Source organism: Streptomyces sp. NPDC051576 (assembly GCF_040681835.1).
Classification (GTDB): Bacteria; Actinomycetota; Actinomycetes; order Streptomycetales; family Streptomycetaceae; genus Streptomyces.
Genome location: NZ_JBFAZO010000013.1, coordinates 369,589 through 393,668 on the forward strand (window position 1 = coordinate 369,589; position 24,080 = coordinate 393,668).

At 68.1% G+C, this 24,080-nt stretch carries 16 protein-coding genes; 12 read left to right on the plus strand and 4 right to left on the minus strand.

Annotated features, from left to right (window positions below; genetic code table 11):
• Positions 1 to 41: 41 nt before the first annotated feature.
• Together AB0M63_RS37055 and AB0M63_RS37060 are read right to left on the minus strand one after the other, a co-directional pair.
• Positions 42 to 2,399, minus strand: coding sequence for a hypothetical protein (locus tag AB0M63_RS37055; protein WP_366022451.1), 2,358 nt, complete (start codon positions 2,397 to 2,399; stop codon positions 42 to 44).
• Positions 2,399 to 2,857 (minus strand): hypothetical protein, encoded by a 459-nt coding sequence (locus AB0M63_RS37060; RefSeq protein WP_366022452.1) that lies wholly within the window; start codon positions 2,855 to 2,857, stop codon positions 2,399 to 2,401. Before AB0M63_RS37060 ends, AB0M63_RS37055 begins: the two co-directional genes overlap by 1 nt.
• Before the next feature lie 625 nt (positions 2,858 to 3,482).
• Here AB0M63_RS37060 and AB0M63_RS37065 point away from each other — a divergent pair.
• The 8 genes from AB0M63_RS37065 (at position 3,483) to AB0M63_RS37100 (ending at position 13,307) form a co-directional block, all read left to right on the plus strand.
• On the plus strand, positions 3,483 to 3,929 hold the full coding sequence (locus AB0M63_RS37065) for a hypothetical protein (protein ID WP_355924198.1): 447 nt from the start codon (positions 3,483 to 3,485) through the stop codon (positions 3,927 to 3,929).
• A 10-nt stretch (positions 3,930 to 3,939) separates the two neighbouring features.
• Positions 3,940 to 5,754 carry a hypothetical protein gene (locus AB0M63_RS37070; RefSeq protein ID WP_355924196.1) on the plus strand — a complete coding sequence of 605 codons (1,815 nt, stop codon included), beginning with the start codon at positions 3,940 to 3,942 and terminating at the stop codon, positions 5,752 to 5,754.
• Positions 5,755 to 5,853: 99 nt separating this feature from the next.
• Positions 5,854 to 7,074, plus strand: coding sequence for a S8 family serine peptidase (locus AB0M63_RS37075; RefSeq protein WP_366022453.1), 1,221 nt, complete (start codon positions 5,854 to 5,856; stop codon positions 7,072 to 7,074).
• A 67-nt stretch (positions 7,075 to 7,141) separates the two neighbouring features.
• Positions 7,142 to 7,483 carry a WXG100 family type VII secretion target gene (locus AB0M63_RS37080; RefSeq protein ID WP_355924192.1) on the plus strand — a complete coding sequence of 114 codons (342 nt, stop codon included), beginning with the start codon at positions 7,142 to 7,144 and terminating at the stop codon, positions 7,481 to 7,483.
• Between the two features lie 57 nt (positions 7,484 to 7,540).
• Positions 7,541 to 7,840, plus strand: a complete 300-nt coding sequence (locus AB0M63_RS37085; protein ID WP_355924190.1) for a WXG100 family type VII secretion target — start codon at positions 7,541 to 7,543, stop codon at positions 7,838 to 7,840.
• A gap of 118 nt (positions 7,841 to 7,958) precedes the next feature.
• A complete protein-coding gene (locus AB0M63_RS37090; RefSeq protein ID WP_366022465.1) occupies positions 7,959 to 8,945 on the plus strand; it encodes a serine/threonine protein kinase in 987 nt (328 codons plus the stop codon).
• A 13-nt stretch (positions 8,946 to 8,958) separates the two neighbouring features.
• Positions 8,959 to 11,157, plus strand: coding sequence for a protein kinase (locus AB0M63_RS37095; RefSeq protein WP_366022454.1), 2,199 nt, complete (start codon positions 8,959 to 8,961; stop codon positions 11,155 to 11,157).
• A 29-nt stretch (positions 11,158 to 11,186) separates the two neighbouring features.
• Complete coding sequence (locus tag AB0M63_RS37100) at positions 11,187 to 13,307, plus strand: PQQ-binding-like beta-propeller repeat protein (protein ID WP_366022455.1); 2,121 nt, start codon at positions 11,187 to 11,189, stop codon at positions 13,305 to 13,307.
• A gap of 86 nt (positions 13,308 to 13,393) precedes the next feature.
• Here AB0M63_RS37100 and eccCa read toward each other — a convergent pair whose 3' ends face one another.
• Entirely contained in the window at positions 13,394 to 17,365 is a 3,972-nt protein-coding gene (gene eccCa / locus AB0M63_RS37105) for a type VII secretion protein EccCa (RefSeq protein ID WP_366022456.1), read from the minus strand.
• Positions 17,366 to 17,711: 346 nt separating this feature from the next.
• Between eccCa and eccD the strand changes: the two genes are divergently transcribed.
• Positions 17,712 to 19,226, plus strand: coding sequence for a type VII secretion integral membrane protein EccD (gene eccD, locus AB0M63_RS37110; RefSeq protein ID WP_366022457.1), 1,515 nt, complete (start codon positions 17,712 to 17,714; stop codon positions 19,224 to 19,226).
• Positions 19,227 to 19,305: 79 nt separating this feature from the next.
• Here eccD and AB0M63_RS37115 read toward each other — a convergent pair whose 3' ends face one another.
• Positions 19,306 to 19,584: a DUF397 domain-containing protein gene (locus tag AB0M63_RS37115; RefSeq protein WP_355924180.1), complete on the minus strand. Its 279-nt coding sequence runs from the start codon at positions 19,582 to 19,584 to the stop codon at positions 19,306 to 19,308.
• A 283-nt stretch (positions 19,585 to 19,867) separates the two neighbouring features.
• On the opposite strand from AB0M63_RS37115, the gene rpsO reads away from it, so the two are divergent.
• From rpsO to AB0M63_RS37130, 3 genes are all read left to right on the plus strand, one after another.
• Positions 19,868 to 20,155: a 30S ribosomal protein S15 gene (rpsO, locus tag AB0M63_RS37120; RefSeq protein WP_019064787.1), complete on the plus strand. Its 288-nt coding sequence runs from the start codon at positions 19,868 to 19,870 to the stop codon at positions 20,153 to 20,155.
• Positions 20,156 to 20,475: 320 nt separating this feature from the next.
• Positions 20,476 to 22,698, plus strand: a complete 2,223-nt coding sequence (locus AB0M63_RS37125; protein ID WP_355924177.1) for a polyribonucleotide nucleotidyltransferase — start codon at positions 20,476 to 20,478, stop codon at positions 22,696 to 22,698.
• Positions 22,695 to 24,074, plus strand: a complete 1,380-nt coding sequence (locus tag AB0M63_RS37130; RefSeq protein ID WP_358849764.1) for a pitrilysin family protein — start codon at positions 22,695 to 22,697, stop codon at positions 24,072 to 24,074. The genes AB0M63_RS37125 and AB0M63_RS37130 overlap by 4 nt, the downstream gene beginning before the upstream one ends.
• Positions 24,075 to 24,080 lie beyond the last annotated feature (6 nt).

Below are 24,080 nucleotides of genomic sequence, written 5' to 3' on the forward strand. Positions count from 1 at the left end.
GGTAAGCCTGTTGTTCACCATGCTGAGCCCATCGATCCGTTTCATTCTGTCACCGGGAGGTTCCCGGCTTCCTGCTGGGCGTTGCTGCCGGAGGTATAGCCGGTGGCCTGGGCGTTCTTGAGGTTCTCCCTGACCTGGAGGTAGGGGTCGTCCTGGTGTGCGTGCCACGCGCTGCCGTCGAGCCTCTCCAGCGCACGACGCCCCGGCTCCCAGGAGGAGGTGTAGCCGGCGTCGTAGATGGCCTTGCGGTCTCCTTGACGCACGTCGGCGAGCTGCCTGTGCTGGCTCTCGCCGTAGGTGTCGAGGTTGTCCTCGATATGGCTGGTCGTCTGGTCCTGGATGTTCTCGGTCGCGATCGGCACGATGGTCGACGCCAAACCGCTCTCCGGTTCCGGAATGAAGGAGAACGCGCCGCCGACGATGGCGCCGGCGAGTTCCTTCTGACGCGCGATGCGCTCGTCCACAGCCTTGTTGTATTCCGCCTCCGCGACTCCGTGTTCGGCCGTCGTCTGGTCGGCGCGCGACTGATCAATGATCCCCTGGACCTCGGCCCCCGTCCGCACAGCCGCCTCGGCCGCGGCAGAGTGCACCACCCCGTTCGCGTCCACGGTCGGCTGATGCGCGTCCAGTACGGAGGTCGTGTACACCTGCTGCGCGGTGCCGATCTGCGCGTACGCCTTCGGGTCCTGACCGAGCGTGCCCAGAAAACCTCGCGTGTCCGAGGCTTGGAGATGCGCACGCTCGCCCATCGAGCGCCCGGTGCCGTCCTGGGCGAAGACGGAATGCTTGTCGTCATCGTCCATGGACCAGTTGAGGTCGTCGATGTAGGCGGAGCCGATGCGGCTGAGGCTGTCCTGGATGCCGTCCTGCTTCTTCATCAACTCGGCCCCGCTGAGCTGCGTCCGCTCGGCGTCCGTCCCCTCGGCCGGACGCCCGTACAGATGAACCACCTTCTCCGCGACCTTGGCCGTGTCCAGATCCCGGTGCAACTGCGGCGGATGAGCGTCGTACGCCGCCCCCGTCGTCGCGGATTCCAATGCGTGGCCCAGCGAGTCGTAGCCCGCGATGGTCTTCGCGTGGTCGCCGGCGTAGTCCTCCGGCCATTCACGCTTGTCGGCAAGGTAGTTGAAGTTGTCGCCCTCGTTGAAGAACTGGGTCGAGGCGTCGGAGTTGTGGCCCAATGCCTCCATGAACCCGGTCATCGGGTCCCGCCCGGCGTCGTTGGCGTCGCCGTAGTGGAGTTGCTCCCACTGGCCGGAGTGGTCCCAGGGGAGTACGTCCTTGCGGGTGACGCGGCGCTGGAGGCCGCCGTACTCGTCCGAGGTGTGCGACTTCTCGTAGGCGATCAGGTGGTCGCCGTAGTCGTGGAGGAAGTCGGTCCGGTACTCCCCGTTGCGCATCAGGTTGCTCATCACCTGGAAGCCGTAGACGGGATTCTCGCCGTTGGGACGGACGTTCTGGCCGCCCAGGTTGATGGCATCGGACTTCCAGGTCCGCATCGAGTCGCTGTCGGAGTGGCTGGCCGTGGCCAGTGTCATTCCGAGCTGTTTCTCGAAGCCCTCGACCAGCTTCATCCGTTCCTTCTGCGCGGTCGAAAGGCCCTCGCGGGAACGGGGGTTCACGGCGAACTGTGAATCGTCGACCAGGCTCGCGTAGAACTCCATGGTCTTCTTGGGGCCAACGTCGGTCGCGAACTTCTCGGCGAAGAGCGGGTCGTTCTTGTACTGGGCGAGTGTGGTGTTCAGCTCGTTGAGTTCGGTGTTGGTGACGTCGCTCGGATCCTTGTCGAGGATCTTGGCCAGCCTGTCGGCTGCTGCTACGGCCTTGGCGGCGGAGTCGCGGTCCTTGTACGACGCGTCGGAGAATCCGTACTCGGCCTGGTCGACCAGGAGCTTGAGGACCTTGGCGGCGCTGTTGTCGCTCTCCGTGGCCTTGGTGAGGATGCCCTGGATCTCGTCACGGAGGGCGTTGATCTCCTGCTGGCTGGTGGTGTCGGTCTCGCCGCTGGGGTCGGACGCCCAGTCGGGGCGGGTGTTCTGTGTGACGACGAAGGTGCCGTCGCCGGTGTCGATCACGGTCAGGTGCTTCTTGGCGCAGCGGTCGATGGCCGCGTTCAACTGGGTGCGGTAGCCGATGAGTTCGCCACGGGTGTCGCTGAGGATCTTGGTGATCGAGTCGGCCTGGGTGTGCGCGTCGGTGAACTCGGTCGCCGTCTTGTCCACGAACTCCCGTGTGACAGTGGCGTTGAGACCTGCCCAATCGGCCTTGTCCGCCTTGGCTTTGAGGTTGTCCTCGGCGTCCTTCTTGAGACCGGCGAGTTTCGTGGTCATCTGCTGCCAGTCGGTGATCGCCTCGCCGAGCGGGGCGAAGTTGCCGTAACGGAGGGCGTCGAGGTCCATCAGTTCTGCCCGCCCTGTCCGCTCCGATGGTCGAACCCCTCGTCAAGGGTGGAGATGCTGCTGATGGAATCGGCGATGTAGGCCTCGTCGCCGGCGTGCGCACCCTTGGTGTAGTCGAGGTGGTTCGAGATGTGGGCGGTGGCGTCGAGCAGCGACCGGGTCTGGTCGGCCCAGCGTTCGGCTACGTGGTCGAGTGCGGCGCCGAGAGCGAAGCCCTGCTTCTTGAGGCCGTCGGCCGCGGTGCGGGCGTAGGCGCTGTAGTGGGTGAAGTCCTGGTGGAGTTGGTAGGCGGCATCGCCGACCGCGGCCAAGTCCTTTTGGCTGACGCGCAGATCACCTTGCGCGCTGTCCCCACCGCCGCTGCCACCCGGGTCTGCCGGGAGCTGGTTCAGCTCCATCTTCGTAGAGTGCCGCTCCGCGGCCTGGGCCTTGAGCTGCTCCCACTCGTCCCACGCCATGCGTGGATACCTCCCCGTTACCGCTGTATTCCGTTATGCCCCGTAGTTTGCGCTTTGCCCGATGACTGCGTCCGCGTCATGGCAAAGTTGGCGTCAACCTAGCAATCGGTTTGTCAGGCTCAGGTTTTGTAGTCGCAAAGATCTTCCGATGTCGATCGCGGAACGCCCTGGGGGCGGGGTGGGACCTCCGCTGCTGTGCCGTACGTCGAACGGTGCGATGTCGGGCGGCGGTTCGCTGTACGGCGGGTGCGCCCGTTGGGCGGGCGGCTGTGGAACCTGCACCTGCCTGGCTGTCCGTCGCGTGTGGAAATGTGATGAAGATCGTCACGGGTGCAGCGTTCGAAGAGGTTTGCCATGCTCACGATTGGGTCGTCGGGGGGCTGGGTATCGCGACCAGGGGTCGTGTGCCGACGGGAGCCGAACCGGCGAATCGGGCAAACTGTGGCGTCTGGGCCGGTCTCGTAACTGAGTTAACACACAGGCCGGTTGGCCCCGATGTACAGGTTGACTACAGTGGTAAACGCGTTGTCAGGTGCGACTCGGTTTGCGATCGTACGGTGAGTGGATGGGATCGGCGCGGCTTGGCCGCAGCCGATGGGTGTACGGGGAAACGGGGAGGAGCGTCGTGCTTCCGGCAGACATGGTGGGGGGCGTGTCGGCTACCAGGGCGAAGGACCTGGAGGCGAGTAGTGATGTGCTGACCGACTTCGTGAACCGGGTCGACAAGGTTCTGCGTGATCTTGAGGGGTCGGCCGGGAACCCGACCCGAGTGGGTGCGCAGACGGTCAGCGCCGCGTCGCTCCACAGGGGCGGGCGAGGGGCATTCCACGAAGCGGACGGCCTGTACGACGAGTACCACGCCGTCCACGACAAACTCACGTCCCTGTCCAAGACGCTGCACCTGCAGATCGAGGCGATCGGAATCGCGGTGCAGGGTGCTCGGGGAACTTTCGACGGAGTGGAAGAAGACCAGCGCCGTCGGTTCTGGGAGATTCAGACGGAGATCAAGAAGATCAACACTGCCTCGGGTCCTGAGCGCACCAACACCGGCAAGTCCGGTATGAGTGCATGAGGGGGCGACGATGACTGACGAACAGCACAAGGCGGACCTGAGCCGGGTCTCCAACCAGAATCAGTTCACCGACTTGGCCCGTGGTGTTGAGGAACGGCCGCACGGAAGCGGGCTCCTGGACAACATCGTGTTCAACCCCCTGCGTGCGGTGGTCGAATCCACCGCAGAGGGCAAGGCTGTCCGCGATTCGGTGCGTGGAAAATCCGACAACCTTCGCACGGACTTCGAGAATCGCCCGCTCAACGAGATGATCGACCTCGTCGAGCGGACGAATCCTGAGGACCTGGAGTCGTCCGGAAAAGCGTTGTGGGATGCGCGTGACGCGATCAAGGCGGCAGCCGAGGAGCTCAGCGGCCACATCGACAGGGTCCCGTGGGCTGGGAAGTCGGGTGACGCTTTCCGTAAATGGGGCGGCGAGCTCGTCACCCAGACGCACAGCCTGAGCGGCTTCGCCGGAGGCGCGGGTGACCAGATCACCGCCGCTGCCATGGGCCTGGCATCCGTGCGCAGCGCCATGCCTGCTCGCGACACGCAAGCGGCGCGGAAGCACCCTGGGAAGTTCACTGAAGCCGAGAAGGTGGCGAACAAAGACGAGTACGCTACCGCGGTACGCGTGGAGAAGGATCGCCAAGAGGCGATCAACCAGATGAACCGGCTGTCGTCGTACTACGTCGTGTCGCGGGACGAGTTGGCGGCTCTGAACAGCACGGCTCCTGAGTTCACGTCCATGCCGAATGTGGGCGTTCCGCGGCCTCAGGCGGTCAACCACGACGCGTACAAGGTGACCACGTCCCAGCATACGCAAGGGGATGGCGCGTCGGTCGTGAGTCATCACGCAACGGTCGCGTCGGCCACGGCTAGTAGCGGCAAGCATGTCGTCAGCGATGCCACGCTCCCTGCCACGGATGTCACCGGGCACGTGACCTCTCCTGACGTTCCCACACGTACGCACATCGACAGCGTGGGCACACTTCCGCCGACCACCACTGTGCCCGCGACAGTCCAGAATCCGCCGGGCATGGGCACACCCGCCACGGGGAGTGGCCAGGCCAACGTGTTCGACAGTGGCTTCGGAACTCTCATGCCCAATGGCCCTGTCGGCAGGAGCGGCGGGAGTTCCGGAGGCCTCCGGAACCCAGTCTCCGCGCAAGGGCGAAGCGGCACATCGGACCTGCGGAATTCGACCACGGGACGGTCCGTCGGCCGCGGGCCCGCAAGCCAGATGGGTCGTGCCACCGAGACCGGCCGATCTCTGGCCAAAGGCAGTGCCTCCGGAGCGAAGTCGTCTCCGATGGGCCGCGGCGTCACCGGTGGCACTCCGCGGGCAAGCGGTACAGCGACCCCACGAACCAATGGTGGCCCGGCCACTGGCGCCGGTCGTTCCAACGGCGTGGTGGGCGGGCGACCTACGAACGCAGCGGGCAATGCGGCCAAGGGCGGGTCGAGGATTCCACGTGGCAACGTCGTCGGAGCCGAGGAAGCACCAGCTTCCAGGGCTGCTACCGGTCGGCCGGGGCAGCGGGGAGTCTTCGGAGCGCCGGAGAACGCCACACGGCCGAGTCCGAGCACATCGACCACGCGTACCAGTACGGGAACATCCGAGAACGTCACGGGCACACCGACCGAACGCAATTCGGTTGCCCGAGCCGAGCGCAACGGGATGACGCGCGGTGGCTCCGGCCTCGTACGCGGATCCGGCAGTCAGGGGAAGCCCGGCGACAGGGGGCACAGGGACGAGACTTCGAGTCCCGACCGCCTCGTCGAGAACGAAGAGACACACCTGCCCACTCAGCCGCGGCGCGATGTGCCGCCGGCCGTCAACTGAACGCGAGCGAGGACAGCCAACGCAATGAAGTCAGGGACCAGCCGACGAGCCCAGGGGGCTGCGCTCGTCAGGACACGCCGTGCCGGACGAGGGCGCGCAGTGAGCGCTGTCGTAGGTGCCCTGGCCGTAGTGAGCGTCGGGTTCGCACCGAATGCCACCGCCTCCGACGCCCAGTCGAAGCAGTGGTATCTGGACCAGATGCAGGCCGAGCAGATGTGGAAGATCAGCACCGGGAAGGGGGTGAAGGTCGCTGTCATCGACACTGGAGTGAACCCGAACACGCCGTCGTTGAAGGGGCAGGTTCTGGTCGACGAGGTGCCCAAAGCGGTTGCCTATCACTCCACGGTTGACTTCGACGGCCACGGCACGAGCATGGCCGAGCTGATCGCGGGCACGGGATCCGGCGGTGGACTGAAGGGGCTGGCACCGGGTGCGAAGATCGTCCCGTATCGCGTCGACCTCAAGGGCCTCAAGGTCGGTTCGGCGGAGCAGAAGAAGACGCCCGAGCCGTGGCAGGCGATCAGAGCCGCCGCCGACACCGACGCGAAGATCATCAGCATGTCGATCGGCGGATACGTCAGCCCCGAGGAGGAGGAAGCGGTCAAGTATGCCGCTTCCAAGGGCAAGTTGATGATCGCCGCCGTAGGCAACTCGGGTACGGGCAACGGCGATGGCAACATCGACTATCCCGCCGCCTACCCCTATGTGGTCGGTATCGCGGCGGTGAACTCGTCGTTCACCGTGGCGAAGTTTTCTTCTTACGGAAACTACGTCGACCTCGTCGCGCCGGGCACAGGAATTCCGGGATGGTGCGATACCACCTTCCGTGCGTACTGCGACACAGGCGGCACGAGTTCGGCGACCGCGATCGCTTCCGCCTCCGCCGCCCTCATCTGGTCCGCTCACCCCAACTGGACGGTCAACCAGGTCACTCGTGCCCTGATCGACACGGCGAGCCGTTCGTGGGCGAAGGACGACCCGAGCAAGTACGCCGGTTACGGGTTCGTCCGTCCTCGCATGGTCCTGGACAACGTCAACTACAACGCGGGTGCCGCGAACGTCGACCCGCTCGCGCAGGAGAACGGCGGCAATCTGCTGGCGAAGTCGGCGAGTTCGGCCTCGACCGCATCCACTCCGTCCGCATCGGCCACCTCACAAGCCCAGGAAAAGAATTCCACCGGCGGCACCTCCGCAGCTGGATCGACCGCCGAGTCGTCGAGTGACAGCAACTCACTCTGGATTGCCATCGGCGCCGCAGCTGCGGTCATCCTCGTCGGCGGCGTGGGCGTAGCCGTAATGCGCGCACGGCGGACCAGGTGACCGGGATCTCCGGTTCGGACCACGAGACAGTCAACACGAGAGTCAATAGAAGAAGGGTGAGCTGACCATGTCCAACAAGCAGAAGCTCGAAGATGCCGCAGTAGTCGATATTCAGAAGCAGATGCTCGACAAGTACGACGGTATCGCCAAGCGCGTGCACGGACTTCAGGGTGTCATTGATGGGCTTGAGGGGCAGTGGCACGGAATCGGTCGTGCCGCTTTCGACAAGAAGCAGTACGAGATCAACGAGTCGCTGCAGAAGATCGGCACCATCCTCGGTGACGTCATCGAGGCGATGACCGCGACGCGCAACATCAAGGACAGCAAGGAAGACGAGGTCCGCGCGGCGGTCAACAAGATCGACGTACAGGACGGCGCTCCGACCGTGTCCTCGTTGAGCTCCTACTGAGTCACGCCACCGGACTCACCGGCCCAAGCCCCTACGAACGAGACGAGGTAGACACGCATGAGCCGTAACTCCGACGGCCTTTCCGTCACTTATGACGGGCTGGACTTCGCGGCCACCAAGATCGGTAATGAGGCGAAGCAACTGGAGCAGGATCTCCAGGAGCTCCGCGCTCTGGTCGTGAAGAGCCTGCAGTACTGGGAGGGTGACGCGCAGAACACCTTCAACGAGAAGCTCCACAAGTGGGACAAGGAAGCCAACGACATCCACACCGCGCTGACCGGCATCGGCCACGTCGTGTACACGTCGGGCGGTACCTACATGGAGGGCGACAAGAAGGCCGCCAGCTACTTCCAGTAGGACGAGCAGGACGCAGCCGGACGAGGCTCGTCGGGCTCCTAGAAGCAACTCCAGGGTGGGCGCGCGCGGGAGGCGCCCACCCTGCTGCTGTGCCGAGCCGTACACGTGAAAGGTGAACATGCGCGTGCCTGACGCCGGCCGACGTGCAACGCGGCTGATCGGCCCGTACACGGTCGTCACCCGGCTCGACACCCATACCGCAGCGCAGTCGCCGGTCCCGGAGCAGCGTTTCATCGCGCGCAGCGCCGACGGAGACCGGACCGTGCTGCTGAGCACACCGCTGCCGAGCACCGACCCGCAGCGCTTCATGATCGAAGCCGACGCCTCCCGTTATCTCCTGGGTCCCTGGGTCCTCCCGGCCACCGAACTCGCCACTTCGGGCGGCGAAGCCTGGCACGCCCGGCCCTATGTGCCGGCGCTGCCGCTTCCCGTCGCCCTCGCCGTGAACGGCGGCCCGCTGCCCGAACGGACGGTGCGGGCGCTCGCTGTAGCGCTGGCCGAGACGCTTGCGGTGATGCACGGGCAGAAGTTGACCCACGCCGGGCTGTGCCCGTCCGCTGTGCTGCTAGCCGCCGACGGGCCGCGGCTCACCTGCTTCGGGGCGGTCCGGGCCGCCGCTTCAGACGGCGCCCCGCGGCACGGACTCCCGGGGCTCGACGCCGGCGGCCTGCCGCCCGAGCAGGCTGCGGGTGGACAACCTCGTCCGCTGGGTGACGTATACGCGCTGGGTGCGACGCTCGCGTACGCCGCCGCGGGGCACACGATGCCGGAGCGGGCCGAGTTGCCTTCAGTGCTGCGCTCGCTCGTTCCCCGATGCCTGTCCCGGGATCCGGCGCATCGACCTCAACTCTCCGACGTCATTGATGAGTTGGCGACCGATTCACCCATGCCGGTCCTCGCGGGCTTCAGTGGGTTCGGGGCCGGCTCCCGGGCTGACACGTTGCTGGGGCCCGGCTGGCTGCCCGCCCGGGTCGTCGCCGCTGTCGTTCATCAGTCGGCTTCCGTGCTCGCCGCTGAAGTGCGGTTGCCTATACCGGCGCGCCCGGCAGGGCCGCTGCCGGGAATGCCGCACCCGGCGGCTGCCGTTCACCCTTACCGCCCCTGACGACAAGAACCCGATGCCGACTCCACTCACCCACGACGACCCCGTCACCCTCGGCCCGTACCGGCTCATTGCCCGGCTGGGCAGCGGGGGCATGGGCACCGTCTACGTGGCGCGTTCCGTCGGCGGAAGCACCGTCGCGGTCAAGACCATGCACGCGGGCATGGCCTCCGATCCTGCGGCCCGTACCCGTTTCCGCCTCGAAGTGGACGCGGCCCGGGTCATCGGGGATCGGTTCGGGGCCCGGGTGATGGACGCGGATGCGCTCGGTGAGACGCCTTGGTTGGCGACCGAGTACGTACTCGGGCCCGCGCTCGACGAGGCCGTCGAGACCGGGGGACCGCTGCCCGAGGCGTCGGTGCGGGCACTGGGGGCCGCCCTGTGTTCGGCGCTCGGCCAGTTGCACCGGTCGGACGTCGTGCACCGCGATCTCAAGCCGTCCAACATCCTCGTCACCGCCTACGGCCCGAAGGTCATCGACTTCGGTATCGCGCGGGCCATCGGCGACGACCGGCTGACCCGTACGGGTTCCGCCGTGGGCACGCCGGCGTTCATGTCTCCGGAACAAGCGACGGGACAGGAACACGACGCGACCGGCGATGTGTTCGCTCTCGCCGGAGTGCTGGTGTACGCGGCGACGGGGCGCGGCCCGTTCGGGCACGGGCAGCCGGCGGATCTGTTGTACCGGGTGCGATACGCGGAGCCGGACCTGAGTGAGGTACCGGCTCCGCTGGTGCCGTTGCTCGCCCGGTGTCTGGCCAAGGAGCCGGGGGAGCGGCCGGGGACCGATGAAGTGGCGGCTCAACTTCACGATGGGCAGGGGGAGTTCGCCGACCATCTGTCCGATGCGGTGCTCGCGGACATCGGGCGGCGAGCCGTCGACGTCTGGTCGGTGGTGCCGCAGCGGCTGCCTGCGCCCGTGGTCGATCCGGGGCCCATGGCGACGACTCCGTCGTCCGGCGGCCGATTCTCGCGCCGCCGGATCCTCGCCCTCGGCGGAGTGCTCGCCACGGGTGCGGCGGTGGGGGGCGGAGTGTGGTGGCGCGGACGGGCGTCCAGCGGAGGGGGTGGCGATACGACGGGCACGAGCCGAAGCGCCCCCGAAGCCCGGAACCTTGATCCACTGTGGCAGTACGAGGTCCACCACACCGGTATGGAGTACGAGGCGCTGGTCGTCCCCCATACCGTTCCGGGGACCGTCATCGTTCCCACCGGAGGTAACACGGAAGGCGTCAACGCGTCGAACGGGGACGAGAAATGGCAGTCCACCACCTGGGAGAGCGGATGGCAGATGGTCGTGACGGACGGCCAGATCTACCGGCTCGGGGTGGCGCCTTCCACCGACTCCATGATCGGGTCCGCGGTCACACTCCAGACGTCCCGGCCCGACAGCGGAAAGACCATCAAAACACTGGCTCGTTTCGCGGGCACCAATGACCAGTTGCTCGGAGCGCACCAACTGCTGAACATCTCCGACGGAGTTGCGTACGTCGCCGTGGGTGCCGGGAAGGCCTCGCCGATCGATGCCTTCCTGGCGACACAGACCTGGACCTTGCGCGCCGCCGACCTGGAATCCGGCACGACCCTGTGGTCCAAGGATCTGCCCAGGCGCCCAGACAAGAGCCTGCGGCACCACTTCCTCGCAGCGAAGGCCGTCGGCGACCTCCTGGTCACGTTCCAGGAAGTGAAGGAGTGGACCGTACACATCGTCGTACGGAACAGGCGTACCGGAGCCGTCGTATGGGACAAGCCGTATGACGTCCTCAACCCCGACGTCCTACGCGGCGAGATCGCCGTGGACGACCGGTACCTCTATCTCGGTGGGGCTCATCTCCGCGCCGTGCGGCTGAGCGACGGGGCACAGGTGTGGGCGAGCAAGGACGAGCGCAGGTACGGACCGCCGACTCTGAAGGCGGGCGTGGTCTATTCCGTAGGGGCCAACGCTGGTCTCACGGCGGTGGACGCGGCCGAGGGGCAGGTGCTGTGGACCGAGCAGGGCGGCGAGGTGGACGAGGCGTTCACGGGCTGGCGGCCCATCGTCGGCACCCGCTACGCGTACTACAAGAACGGGGCGTTGCTGAGAGCGATCAGTTTGTCGCATCACGGAACCGCGTCGACGTACCAGACGACCGGTAAGTCCTTCTACGAGCACGCGCAGTCGAAACTGGTCCTCGCGGTGGACCTGGAGTCGCTGGCCGCCTATCCACTGAAATGACCGACCGCCTCCAGACAGAAAGCTCCACCATGAAGCCCCTCGGCACCGGCGACCCGCTTCGCCTCGGCCCCTATCGCGTTCTCGGCGTCCTCGGTGAGGGCGGGATGGGTAAGGTCTACGTCGGTCAGGACGGTGTCGGCACCCTATCTGCCGTCAAGGTGCTGAGGCCCGAACTCGCCCACGACACCCACCTCGCCCAGCGCTTCGTGCGTGAGGCGCAGGCCGCCCAGGCGGTGCGGAGCAAGGGAGTCGCGGCGGTACTGGGCGCGTGGACCGAGGGCGGACGGCCGTGGATCGCCACCGAGTTCCTCGCCGGACTCACCCTGGACCAGGCAGTCGAGGCTCACGGCCCATTCGGCGAGCGGGCCGTCCGGGCACTGGCCTCCGCGCTTGCCGGCACTCTCGCTGACATCCATGCGGCGGGGTTCATCCACCGGGACCTCAAACCGCCGAACATCGTGCTCACTTCGGACGGGCCGCGCATCATCGACTTCGGCATCGCGCGGCCGGAACACGGCCTCACCCTCACCACCACCGGTCAGGTGCCCGTCACCCCCGGCTACGGAGCGCCCGAGCAGGTTCTCGGGCAGCGAGTCGCTCCGTCAGCCGACGTGTTCTCGCTGGGCGCGGTTCTGGTGTACGCCGCCAGTGGCCAACGGGCGTATGAGGGCACCCATGTGGCAGCCGTGCAGTACGAGGTGGTCCACGGCGAGCCTCGGCTCGACGCCGTCGTACCGGATCTGCGGGCCCTGATCGCCCCCTGCCTGGCCAAGGAGCAGGCTATGCGCCCCCTGCCCACTCAGATCGTCCAGGCCATGGGCTTGCCCAAGGGCGCCGAACGGGTCTGGCGACGCGGACCGGTTGCCGACGCCATCAAGGAGCGAGAGGCAGGGGCGCACCGGCTGACCACGCTTGTGACGACCGGGGCGACTCCGTCCGTTCCTCGAAGACGACTGCTCACCGGACTTGGCGCGGGTGGTGCGGTCCTTGTGGCCGGAGGCGGTACGACGGCCTGGTGGCTCGGATCGCGCGGGAGCCGGGAGGGTGCCGGGCAGGTCAAGAGCGACCCGTTCGACATTCCTCCCGCGGCCCGCACCCCCACGCGCGCCCTGGATACCAAGGGCGTCAAGGACATCATCGGTACCGACATCCAGCCGACCGGACTCTGGGCGGTTAACGGGGAAGCAGATGTCTACTCACGAGTCCTGCTTCCCGTGCGGGACGTGATCATCTTCGGTGTCGCGACCGGTGGCATTGCGGCATACGACGTCAGGACCGGCGTCCGACGCTGGAGCGCACCCGGCATCAGAACGAAGGGAGGCTATCTGTCACTCTCGGACCGGCTCGTCGTGGCAGCCGATAAGCAGGGAGTGCTGCGCACCTACGTTCCCTCCACCGGTACACCCAAGTGGACCTGCCCGGCCGCCGAGGCTGCGACACTGCTGGCCGTCGACCAGGAGGCGGTGTACTTCGTGACGCTCGACGACAAGCTGCGCAGCGTGAGCCGCGCGGACGCGAGGGTGCGGTGGACGGCCGCCGTTCCCGCCGAATTCCGCAAGAAGTTGCTCAACCCGGCCGGCGCGGGCCAGGGCAGGCTGGTCATGTCGACGTCAGACGGCAACGTGCTCGTCGTACACACCAGCGACGGCACCAAGGCCTGGAGCCGAATCGACCACGCCGACGTGACGGTCCGCCCTGCCGTCCACGGCGACACCGTGTACATCAACGGCAAGAGCATGCGGGCCTGCCGGCTCGGTGACGGAGAGGTTCTGTGGAACTCCGAACTCGGCGACTGGGAGACCGACTGGGATCAGTGGGGCCCGCCGGCCGTCTACGCGGACGCCGTCTACGCCAACGCGGGCACCAACACCCGGCGCCTGGACAAGAAGGACGGCAACAGGCTGTGGCTCGGCTATAACACGGTGACGGCAGAGAGCCCCGCGTTGCTCCAGGGAAACGCTGTCTGGGCACTGAACACCAGTTCCACCGCCGATGCGACGCACATGACGGTCTGCGCGGTGCGGGCGGCCGACGGAAGCAAGGGATGGAGCTACACGCTCACCATGCCCGAGTACGCCCGGTTGGCCGCCGACGGCAATCGAGTCTTCGTCATGGGCGACAGCACGGTGGTCGCCCTGTCGACGTTCTGACGCCTGCGCCGCCACCGTCCAAACACCAAGGGCTGTGATCGCCGAAGCGACCACAGCCCCAACACCCCGCCGAGATCAGCGAGTTCTTACACGTCCCCGTCCACCCGCCCCACCTGCACCAACGGCTTCCCCCGCTTCCGAGAAACGAACACCCCCCGCCCCGCAGGCATCGGCCGCGGCCGAACCCCGCCGAGCAGGTCTCCCTCGGCCGGGTCGCCGGCCAACACCACGCCCTGTGCGCCGAGTTCCTTCATCCGCTGCATGAAGGACTCGTATCCGGCGCGCCCCGCGCCCGCCGTGGAGCGGGCGATGATGAAGCGGACGCCGACGTCGCGGGCGAAGGGCAGCAGCTCTGTCAGGCCCGACAGCGGGTTGCCGCTCGACGTGGAGACCAGGTCGTAGTCGTCGATGATCACGAAGACCTGCGGGCCTCGCCACCAACTGCGGTCGCGGAGCTGCTGCGGGGTCACGTCCGAGGTCGGTGTCCTGCGCTGCATCAGGTCGACGAGGGCGTCCATGTGGTGCTGCATCTGGTTGGACATGGGGATGTACTCGGCCAGGTGCGAGGACGGGGTGACGCCCAGCAGGGAGCGGCGGTTGTCGACCACGAAGAGCTTGCAGGCGTCGCCGTCGTAGCGCTCGCTGAGGCGCTTGATGAGGAGCTTGAGCAGGTTGGACTTGCCGGACTCGCTCTCGCCGAAGACGAGGAAGAACGGGTCCTGGTCGAAGTCGACGAACACCGGCTCCAGGTTGTCCTCGTCGAGGGCGAAGGAGATGCCCCGGTTGGGGAAGCGGTCGCCCGGCGGGAGCTGGGCCGCGGCGAACTCGCGGGGCAGCAGGCGGACTTCGGGGGCCCCCGGCTCCTGCCAGTGCCGGGAGACCTCGGCCGTGAGGGCCGTCGTCGCCTCCGCGAGATCCGTGTCGGAGGACAGGCCGTCGATGCGTGGGACCGCCGCCATGAAGTGCTGCTTCTGCGGGGTCTGGCCCCGACCCGGCACGCCCGTGGGCACGTTGGCCGCGACCTTGCGGTCGAACTCGGAGTCCATCGGATCGCCGAGTCGCAGCTCCAGACGGTTCATCAGGTGGTCCTTCATGTTCGCGCGGACCTCCATCGAGCGCGAAGCGGTGAGGATCACATGGATGCCGTAACCGAGGCCGCGTGCCGCGATGTCCAGCACGATCGGTTCCAACGCCTCGTAGTCCGTACGGAAGTTGCCCCAGCCGTCGATGACGAGGAAGACGTCGCCCCAGGGCTGGTCGGTCAGCGAGATGTCGCCCCGCGCGCGGCGGGTGCGGAACTCGGAGATCGAGGAGATGCCCGCCGTACGGAAGTACTCCTCGCGGCGCGTCATCACGCCGTAGACCTCGGCCGCCGTACGCCGGACCTTCTCGGGGTCGAGGCGGGAGGCGACCCCGCCGACGTGCGGCAGGCCGGCCACGGCGGACAGGCCGCCGCCGCCGAAGTCCAGTGCGTAGAACTGCACTTCGTGCGGAGTGTGGGTGAGGGCGAACGAGGCGATGAGTGAGCGCAGGAGTGTCGACTTGCCGGACTGGGGGCCGCCGAGGATCTGCATATGGCCGGCCGCGCCGCCGAAGTCGGTCCACAGTGGGTCGCGTCGCTGCTCGTACGGCTTGTCGACCAGGCCGACCGGGACGATGAGGCGGCCCGCGCCCTCGTAGCCGGGCTGGGTCATGCCCCGGCCGGGGACGGCCGCCAGTCCGGGCAGCAGCGAGTCGAGCGACGGCGGGCTGTCGAGCGGGGGCAGCCACACCTGGTGGGCGGCCGGACCCTGCGCCTCCAGGCGCCGCACGATCACGTCGAGCACGGTGTCGGCGAGGGCGTCGTCCTTCTCGTCGACAGTCTTCTCCTGGCGCTGGCGCGGCACGGGCGCGTACTGCACCGGCACCTGCGCCGCCGTGAAGAGGACCGGCCTGCGGTCGACCGGGAGCGGTCCGCCGAGCGCGGCGGACTGCTGCGAACTGGTCCGGTACACCCCGGAGACGTACGCCGCCTTGAAGCGCACCATTTCGTCGGTGCCGTACTTCAGGAAGCCGGAACCCGGCACGTTCGGCAGCTCGTACGCGTCCGGCACACCGAGCGCGGCCCGCGACTCGGCCGCCGAGAACGTGCGCAGGCCGATCCGGTAGGAGAGGTATGTCTCCAGGCCGCGCAGCCGGCCCTCCTCCAGGCGCTGCGAGGCGAGCAGCAGATGCACGCCCAGCGAACGGCCGATGCGGCCGATCTGCACGAACATCTCGATGAAGTCCGGCTTGGCGGTGAGGAGTTCACTGAACTCGTCGATCACCAGGACGAGGGAGGGCACCGGTTGAAGGGGGGCGCCCGCCGCGCGTGCCTTCTCGTAGTCGTGGATGTTCGCGTAGTTGCCCGCGTCGCGGAGCATCTCCTGGCGGCGGTTCAACTCGCCGCGGATCGAGTCACCCATACGGTCGACGAGGGTCAGGTCGTCCGCCAGGTTGGTGATCACGGCCGCCACATGTGGCATCTGCGCCATACCGGCGAAGGTCGCACCGCCCTTGAAGTCCGCGAGGACGAAGTTCAGTGTCTCGGAGGAGTGCGTCACCGCGAGGCCGAGGACCAGCGTGCGCAGCAGCTCCGACTTGCCGGAACCGGTGGCGCCGACACACAGGCCGTGCGGGCCCATGCCCTCCTGCGCCGCCTCCTTGAGGTCCAGCATCACGGGCCGGCCGTCCTCGCCGAGCCCGATCGGCACCCGCAGCCGCTCCGCCGTCGAGCGCGGGCGCCAGGTCCGCTTCGGGTCGACGGAGGCCGCGTCGCCCAGGTTCAGCAGATCCGTGAACTCCAGGTTGGCGAGCAGCGGTTCGTCGTCGTCACCGCCTGACACCATGCGCAGCGGCGCCAGTTGACGGGCCAGCGCCTCGGCGGCCTCGTACGACAGCACGTCCGGCGTGCCCTCGTAGACCATGCCGTGGCCCGACTCCAGACGGAGTTCCTTCGGGTGTACGACGACGGAGAGGTCGCCGCGGCCGCTGCTGAGGTCGCCGGGCACGACCTCGACGATCGTCACACCCTGGAGGCCCTCGGGGCTCGCCAGGAACGAGGTCGGCGGCAGGGAGACGCCGTCCAACACGACCACCAGGTGCGGCTGTTCGGGCACCGGTGCTCCGGAGGGGTGGAAACGCGGCCGGCCCTGGAGCCGGTCGGCCAGCATCTCCTCCAGATGCATCGGGTCGGTCGTGATCAGGCGCACACTGCCCGCGCCGTCCGCGAGGCCGGGGGACTGCGCGTGCGGCAGCCACTTGGCCCACTCCCACTCGGGCACCGACTCGCGCCCGGTGGCGACGGCGATGACCAGGTCCTCGGGGGAGTGCAGCGAGGCGAGGGAGGCGGTGACGGCACGGGCCGCGCCGCGCACGGTGGCCGGTTCGCCGCTGATCGTCACGTGGTAGAAGGCGCGCAGCGAGACCGCCATCGGCAGGTCCTCAAGGGTGCCGTGCGTGGCCAGGAAACGCTGCATGGCGCCCGCGGTCAGCGGTTCCAGCTCGTCGACCGGGGCGGTCTGCGGCGGGATCAGCGGGGTGGCGAGCCCCTGTGGGCCGAGGCCCACCCGGACCTGTCCGAAGTCCTCGTCGTTCGTCCGCCGTTCCCACACCCGGCTGCCCTCGGCGACCAGTGCCCACAGTTGCTCCGGCGAAGGGTGCAGGTAGTACTGGGCGTCGCGCTGGGAGCGCGCGGTCTCCAGGGCCGTACGCCGGGTCTGCGACAGGTAGCGGAGGTAGTCGCGGCGCATGTCGGCCATCTGCCCCTGGTTGCCCCGGCGGTAGCGGACCAGCATCGAGACACCCATGGCGAGCGTCGACGCGATCATCACCATGCCCATGATCTTCATGAAGGGCTGGGCACTGGGGTTGAAGAAGAACACCACCGACCCGCCCATGCCGAGCATGGGCAGGAGCTGCATCAGAGCGCCCTCCTGCTGGCCGCGCGGAAGCTCCGGCGGAGCCTGCAGCAGCACCTCGTCCGTGGGCACTTCCTTCGGCAGCGACCTCGGCGGCCGCTTGACGACGATCTGGCTCACTAAGCACCAATTCCCTTGCCGGACCGAGTTGTTTCGTCCGCCGCCCCGTGTCGGGCGGACGCCGATCCGCACTGCGCGATCCTACTGACAACCACTGACAACGGCGGGCGGTAGGGTGCCCGTGAGACGTGTGAGCAGTTGCGAATCGTTCCGGGAAAACCGGACAAAACCACAGCGTTCGGAGCGTGCGAATCCCGTTGTGAGCCGGGCGCGACGGCGCGGTTGACCGGCGGGACGGGCGGCACGGCACGACCTACACAGGATCTTTACGGCGGATGCCCGCAGCGTCGCGAACGAGCGGCGGCTTCGCGAGCGACCGGCCGTCACTGACGAGGGGGAACAGCAGGTGAGCATCACGGCCTCCGCGCCGACCGGCGCGACCGGCGGAACGGGCAGCGGAGCCCCTTCCGGAGCGGGCATGGGCTTCGGCTTCTGCCGGGTCACCATCGTGGCCCCCGACAGCCGGATCGACGTGGCCCTGCCCGACGACGTACCGGTCGCCGACCTGTACCCGGAGATCCTGCGGCTCTCCCAGCAGAGCCTCGCCGAGGGCGCCCCCGTCGGCTACCACCTCGTACGCCGCGACGGCACCGTCCTCGACGGCGCCCGCTCCTTCGCCGCCCAGCGCATCCTCGACGGCGAACTCCTCACCCTGCGCCCCTTCGCCGACTCGCTGCCGCCCGCGGTCTACGACGACGTCTCCGAGGCGGTCGCCTCCGCCGTCACCCGTGACCGTGCCCTGTGGAACGGCGAGTTGACGCGCGCCGCCGGTCTCGTCGCCGGCGGCATCCTGCCCGCGCTGCTCGCGTTCGTGGCCTGGAGCTCCCAGATCCACCACGACATGAACAGCCTCCAGGGCATCGTCGCAGGCCTCGCCGGCATCCTCCTCATCACCATCGCCTGCGTCCGCGCGCGCGTGTACGACGACCGGGGCTCGGCGGTCGCCCTGGGCCTGGGTGCGCTCCCGAACATCGCCGTGGCGGGCTCCGGACTGCTGCCCTTCTCCGAAGGGCAGGGCATCGGGCGGCTCCAGTTCCTGCTCGCCTGCGCCGCCGTCCTCGTCGCCTCCGTAGTCCTCACCCTGGTGTCGCCCGGCGGCGACGGCCCCTTCGTGGCCTTCGTCTTCGCCTCCGCGATCGGCCTGCTGACGACGTTCGTCGCGATGCTCGCCGAACTGAAGCCCATCGAGACGGCCGCCGTCTGCGCCCCGCTCTCGGTGTGCGCGCTCGCCTTCCTGCCGGGCCTGTCCATGCGCTTCGCCCGCCTCCCCATCGGCTTCGAACCGCCCAACCCCAGCCGCGGCGGCTACGGCGACGGCGAACCCGTGGTCCAGGAGCCCGTCGACGCCGAGCGCATCGCAGCACGCGCCCGCCGTGGCCATGAACTCCTCGTCGGCCTGGTCGGCGGCTGCGCCCTCGTCTCCGTGGGCGCCTCGATCGTCCTCGGCTTCTCCAGCGACGTGTGGGCCCAGCTCCTCGCGCTCGCCACCGGTGTCGCGATGCTGATGCGCGCCCACCTGTTCCGCTACACCGCCCAGGTCGGCGCCACCCTCGCCGCGGGCCTGGCCGCCCTTGTCTTCCTGGGCCTCGGCCTCGCCCTGAACCCGCCGCACGCGTACGTGCGGGACGCCTTCCTGGGCGACCCGAACTCCCTCGACATCCGCAGCGTGTGGCTCGCGGCTGCCGTCGCCGCCTCCACCGCGCTGGTCACCGCCGTCGGCCTGATCACTCCGAAGCGCGGAGTCACCCCCTTCTGGGGCCGCTTCCTGGAGATCGCCGAGAGCTTCGTCCTGCTCACGCTGATCCCGCTGTCCCTGGCCGTCTTCGACGTGTACGCGCAGGCACGGGCGATGACCAGCTGAGGACCGTAGACAAAAAGGAGGAGGGGCGGCACGCACGCGTGCCGCCCCTCCTCCGTACCTACGACTTCTGCACCTACGACTACTGCTCCTCCGGAGCCGGCTCCAGATCGAACTCCCCGTCCCGGGCCCCCAGCACGAACGCCCGCCACTCCGCCTCCGTGTACCGCAGCACGGTGTCCGGGTCGAGCGACGAACGCATCGCCACCGCCCCGTCGGGCAGGTCGGCGATCTCGACGCGCTCCTCGTGCTCCTCCGTGCCCGGCGCGCTGCGCCACTCGACGCCCGAGATGTCGAGGGCGTACAGCTCGTCCCGCTCCCGCTCCTTGCGTGCCTTGATCTCCTGCTCCGTCTCCGCCATGGCGAAGCGACCCCTTCCCGACGAACCGACGTGATCCACCATCCACATGTGGACGTGGATCACCCTAGTGGCCGTATCCGCCCCGGCCAGGGCCCTTCGCGGACCTGGACCGACGCGTCCCCCCAGGCTGGTACGCTGTGTAGCGGCCGTTTGTGTACGCACCCCCGAAGCTCACCGCTCCGGAGGCAGCGCCCAGCGGATCCCGCCTTCCGAGTCACGGAAGCTCCCCTGAGAAGTGGACCAGGGGCACTCGGTGGCACATCAAAGACTACGAGGAGTACGCGTGTCGCTCGACGCCGCTACGAAGAAGCAGCTCATCAGTGAGTTCGGCCAGAAGGAGGGCGACACCGGCTCCCCCGAGGTCCAGGTCGCCATGCTCTCGCGCCGCATCTCGGACCTGACCGAGCACCTCAAGACCCACAAGCACGACCACCACTCCCGTCGTGGTCTGCTGATCCTGGTCGGTCAGCGCCGCCGGCTGCTCCAGTACCTGGCCAAGAAGGACATCCAGCGCTTCCGTGCGCTGGTCGACCGCCTGGGCATCCGCCGCGGTGCGGCGGGCGCCAAGTAAGACGCCGTGAAGGGAGCGGGTCCCGAAACGATCGGGAGCCGCTCCCTTTGCCGTACGTGCGGAAACTCTGCCGTGCGTGCAGAAACATGCGGAGTGTCACTGACGCTTTGTAGTGTGGTAGCACAACGCAACACCACGAGGAGAAGTGCACCTCGCCGCCGCCGGTCCTCGGTAGTGGCTCCCGGGCGATGCGAACCCGGGTGCTTCGATCGAAGACCGGCCCGCACCAGATGGAGCGCTTCTCCGCGCACGTCCCCCCGCCACACGGGCGGACCGGGACAAAAGACGAACGCAGACGAAAAGTAACGGAGAAAACACTAGTGGAGAACGAGACCCACTACGCCGAGGCCGTCATCGACAACGGCTCCTTCGGCACCCGCACCATCCGCTTCGAGACGGGCCGCCTGGCCAAGCAGGCCGCCGGCTCCGCCGTGGCGTACCTGGACGACGACACCATGGTGCTGTCGGCCACCACCGCCTCCAAGAACCCCAAGGACCAGCTCGACTTCTTCCCCCTCACGGTGGACGTCGAGGAGCGGATGTACGCCGCCGGCAAGATCCCCGGCAGCTTCTTCCGCCGTGAGGGCCGGCCCTCCGAGGACGCGATCCTCACCTGCCGCCTGATCGACCGCCCGCTGCGCCCCTCCTTCAAGAAGGGCCTGCGCAACGAGATCCAGGTCGTCGCGACGATCATGGCCCTCAACCCCGACCACCTGTACGACGTCGTGGCGATCAACGCCGCCTCCGCGTCCACGCAGCTGGCCGGTCTGCCCTTCTCCGGCCCGGTCGGCGGCGTCCGCGTCGCGCTGATCAACGGCCAGTGGGTCGCGTTCCCGACGCACACCGAGCTCGAGGACGCCGTCTTCGACATGGTCGTCGCCGGTCGCGTCCTGGAGGACGGCGACGTCGCGATCATGATGGTCGAGGCCGAGGCCACCGAGAAGACCATTCAGCTCGTGCAGGGCGGCGCCGAGGCGCCGACCGAGGAGGTCGTCGCCTCCGGTCTGGACGCCGCGAAGCCCTTCATCAAGGTGCTCTGCAAGGCCCAGGCCGACCTCGCCGCGAAGGCCGCCAAGCCGACCGGCGAGTTCCCGATCTTCCTCGACTACCAGGACGACGTCCTGGAGGCCCTCACCGCCGCCGTCCGCCCGGAGCTGGCCTCCGCGCTGACCATCGCCGGCAAGCAGGACCGCGAGGCCGAGCTGGACCGCGTCAAGGGTCTCGCCGCCGAGAAGCTCCTCCCGGAGTTCGAGGGCCGCGAGAAGGAGATCTCCGCCGCGTACCGCTCGCTGACCAAGGCCCTGGTCCGTGAGCGCGTCATCAAGGAGAAGAAGCGCATCGACGGCCGCGGCGTCACGGACATCCGTACGCTCGCCGCCGAGGTCGAGGCCATCCCGCGCGTGCACGGCTCGGCGCTGTTCGAGCGTGGCGAGACCCAGATCCTGGGCGTCACCACCCTCAACATGCTCCGCATGGAGCAGCAGCTGGACACCCTCTCCCCGGTGACCCGCAAGCGCTACATGCACAACTACAACTTCCCGCCGTACTCCGTCGGCGAGACCGGCCGCGTCGGCTCCCCCAAGCGCCGCGAGATCGGCCACGGTGCGCTCGCCGAGCGCGCCCTGGTCCCGGTCCTCCCGACGCGCGAGGAGTTCCCCTACGCGATCCGTCAGGTCTCCGAGGCCCTCGGGTCGAACGGCTCGACGTCCATGGGCTCGGTCTGCGCCTCCACCATGTCGCTGCTGAACGCCGGTGTGCCCCTCAAGGCCCCCGTCGCCGGTATCGCCATGGGCCTGATCTCCCAGGAGATCAACGGCGAGACGCACTACGTCGCCCTCACCGACATCCTCGGTGCGGAGGACGCCTTCGGCGACATGGACTTCAAGGTCGCCGGCACCAAGGAATTCGTCACCGCCCTCCAGCTCGACACCAAGCTGGACGGCATCCCCGCCTCCGTCCTGGCCGCCGCCCTCAAGCAGGCCCGTGACGCCCGCCTCCACATCCTCGACGTGATGATGGAAGCGATCGACACGCCGGACGAGATGTCCCCGAACGCCCCGCGGATCATCACCGTCAAGATCCCCGTGGACAAGATCGGCGAGGTCATCGGCCCGAAGGGCAAGATGATCAACCAGATCCAGGAGGACACCGGCGCCGAGATCACGATCGAGGACGACGGCACCATCTACATCGGTGCCCAGGTCGGCTCGCAGGCCGAGGCCGCCCGCGCCACGATCAACGGCATCGCCAACCCGACCATGCCGGAGGTCGGCGAGCGCTACCTGGGTACGGTCGTCAAGACCACCACCTTCGGCGCGTTCGTATCGCTGCTCCCGGGCAAGGACGGTCTGCTGCACATCTCGCAGATCCGCAAGCTCGCCGGCGGCAAGCGCGTGGAGAACGTCGAGGACGTCGTCGGTGTGGGCCAGAAGGTCCAGGTCGAGATCGCCGAGATCGACTCCCGCGGCAAGCTCTCCCTGATCCCCGTCATCGAGGGTGAAGAGAACGCCGATGACGACAAGAAGGACGACGGCGACAAGTGACGTCGACCAGCACCACGACGACGGCCCGCACCTCCTCGGAGGCGCGGGCCGTCGCCCGTACGCAAACCCTCATCCAGGGCACCAACGGCATCGGTACGGTCCGTAAGACCACCCTCCCGGGCGGCCTGCGCATCGTCACCGAGACGCTGCCCTCGGTCCGCTCCGCGACCTTCGGCATCTGGGCACACGTCGGCTCCCGCGACGAGACGCCGTCCCTGAACGGCGCCACGCACTACCTGGAGCACCTGCTCTTCAAGGGCACGCACACGCGCAGCGCGCTGGACATCTCCTCCGCGATCGACGCGGTCGGCGGCGAGATGAACGCGTTCACGGCGAAGGAGTACACGTGTTACTACGCGCGCGTGCTCGACACCGACCTGCCGCTCGCCATCGATGTGGTCTGCGACATGCTGACGGGCTCCCTGATCCGCGAGGAGGACGTCAACGTCGAGCGCGGCGCCATCCTCGAAGAGATCGCGATGACGGAGGACGACCCGGGCGACTGTGTGCACGACCTGTTCGCGCGCACGATGTTCGGCGACAACCCCCTCGGCCGCCCGGTCCTCGGCACCGTCGACACCGTCAACGCCCTCACCGCGGACCGCATCCGCCGCTTCTACAAGAAGCACTACGACCCGACCCACCTCGTGGTCGCGGCCGCCGGCAACATCGACCACGACAAGGTCGTACGACAGGTCCGTGCCGCCTTCGACAAGGCCGGCGCCTTCAAGAACGCCCAGGCCGCGCCCATCGCCCCGCGCGACGGCCGCCGCGCCCTGCGCACCACGGGCCGCGTCGAACTGATCGGCCGCAAGACCGAACAGGCGCACGTCGTGCTCGGAATGCCCGGCCTGGCCCGCACGGACGACCGTCGCTGGGCGCTCGGGGTCCTCAACACGGCCCTCGGCGGCGGCATGTCCTCCCGCCTGTTCCAGGAGGTCCGTGAGAAGCGCGGCCTGGCCTACAGCGTGTACTCGTACACGTCCGGCTTCGCCGACTGCGGCCTCTTCGGCGTCTACGCCGGCTGCCGGCCCTCGCAGGTCCACGACGTGCTGAAGATCTGCCGCGACGAACTCGACCAGGTCGCCACGAACGGCCTGTCCGACGACGAGATCGGCCGCGCCGTCGGCCAGCTCCAGGGCTCCACCGTCCTGGGCCTCGAAGACACGGGCGCGCTGATGAACCGCATCGGCAAGAGCGAGCTGTGCTGGGGCGAGCAGATGTCCGTCGACGATCTGCTGGCCAGGATCGCGTCGGTCACCCCGGACGAGGTCCGCTCGGTCGCCCGCGAGATCCTGGGACAGCGGCCCTCGCTGGCGGTCATCGGCCCGCTCAAGGACAAGCAGGCGGCCCGACTTCAGGACGCCGTCGCCTAACACCAG

What these genes read in the sequence shown, in the direction of transcription:
- AB0M63_RS37055 (WP_366022451.1), bottom strand. Translation starts at nt 2,399, where the DNA reads ATGGACCTCGACGCCCTCCGTTACGGCAACTTCGCCCCGCTCGGCGAG.
- AB0M63_RS37060 (WP_366022452.1), bottom strand. Translation starts at nt 2,857, where the DNA reads ATGGCGTGGGACGAGTGGGAGCAGCTCAAGGCCCAGGCCGCGGAGCGG.
- AB0M63_RS37070 (WP_355924196.1), top strand. Translation starts at nt 3,940, where the DNA reads ATGACTGACGAACAGCACAAGGCGGACCTGAGCCGGGTCTCCAACCAG.
- AB0M63_RS37080 (WP_355924192.1), top strand. Translation starts at nt 7,142, where the DNA reads ATGTCCAACAAGCAGAAGCTCGAAGATGCCGCAGTAGTCGATATTCAG.
- AB0M63_RS37085 (WP_355924190.1), top strand. Translation starts at nt 7,541, where the DNA reads ATGAGCCGTAACTCCGACGGCCTTTCCGTCACTTATGACGGGCTGGAC.
- AB0M63_RS37090 (WP_366022465.1), top strand. Translation starts at nt 7,959, where the DNA reads ATGCGCGTGCCTGACGCCGGCCGACGTGCAACGCGGCTGATCGGCCCG.
- AB0M63_RS37095 (WP_366022454.1), top strand. Translation starts at nt 8,959, where the DNA reads ATGCCGACTCCACTCACCCACGACGACCCCGTCACCCTCGGCCCGTAC.
- AB0M63_RS37100 (WP_366022455.1), top strand. Translation starts at nt 11,187, where the DNA reads ATGAAGCCCCTCGGCACCGGCGACCCGCTTCGCCTCGGCCCCTATCGC.
- AB0M63_RS37115 (WP_355924180.1), bottom strand. Translation starts at nt 19,584, where the DNA reads ATGGCGGAGACGGAGCAGGAGATCAAGGCACGCAAGGAGCGGGAGCGG.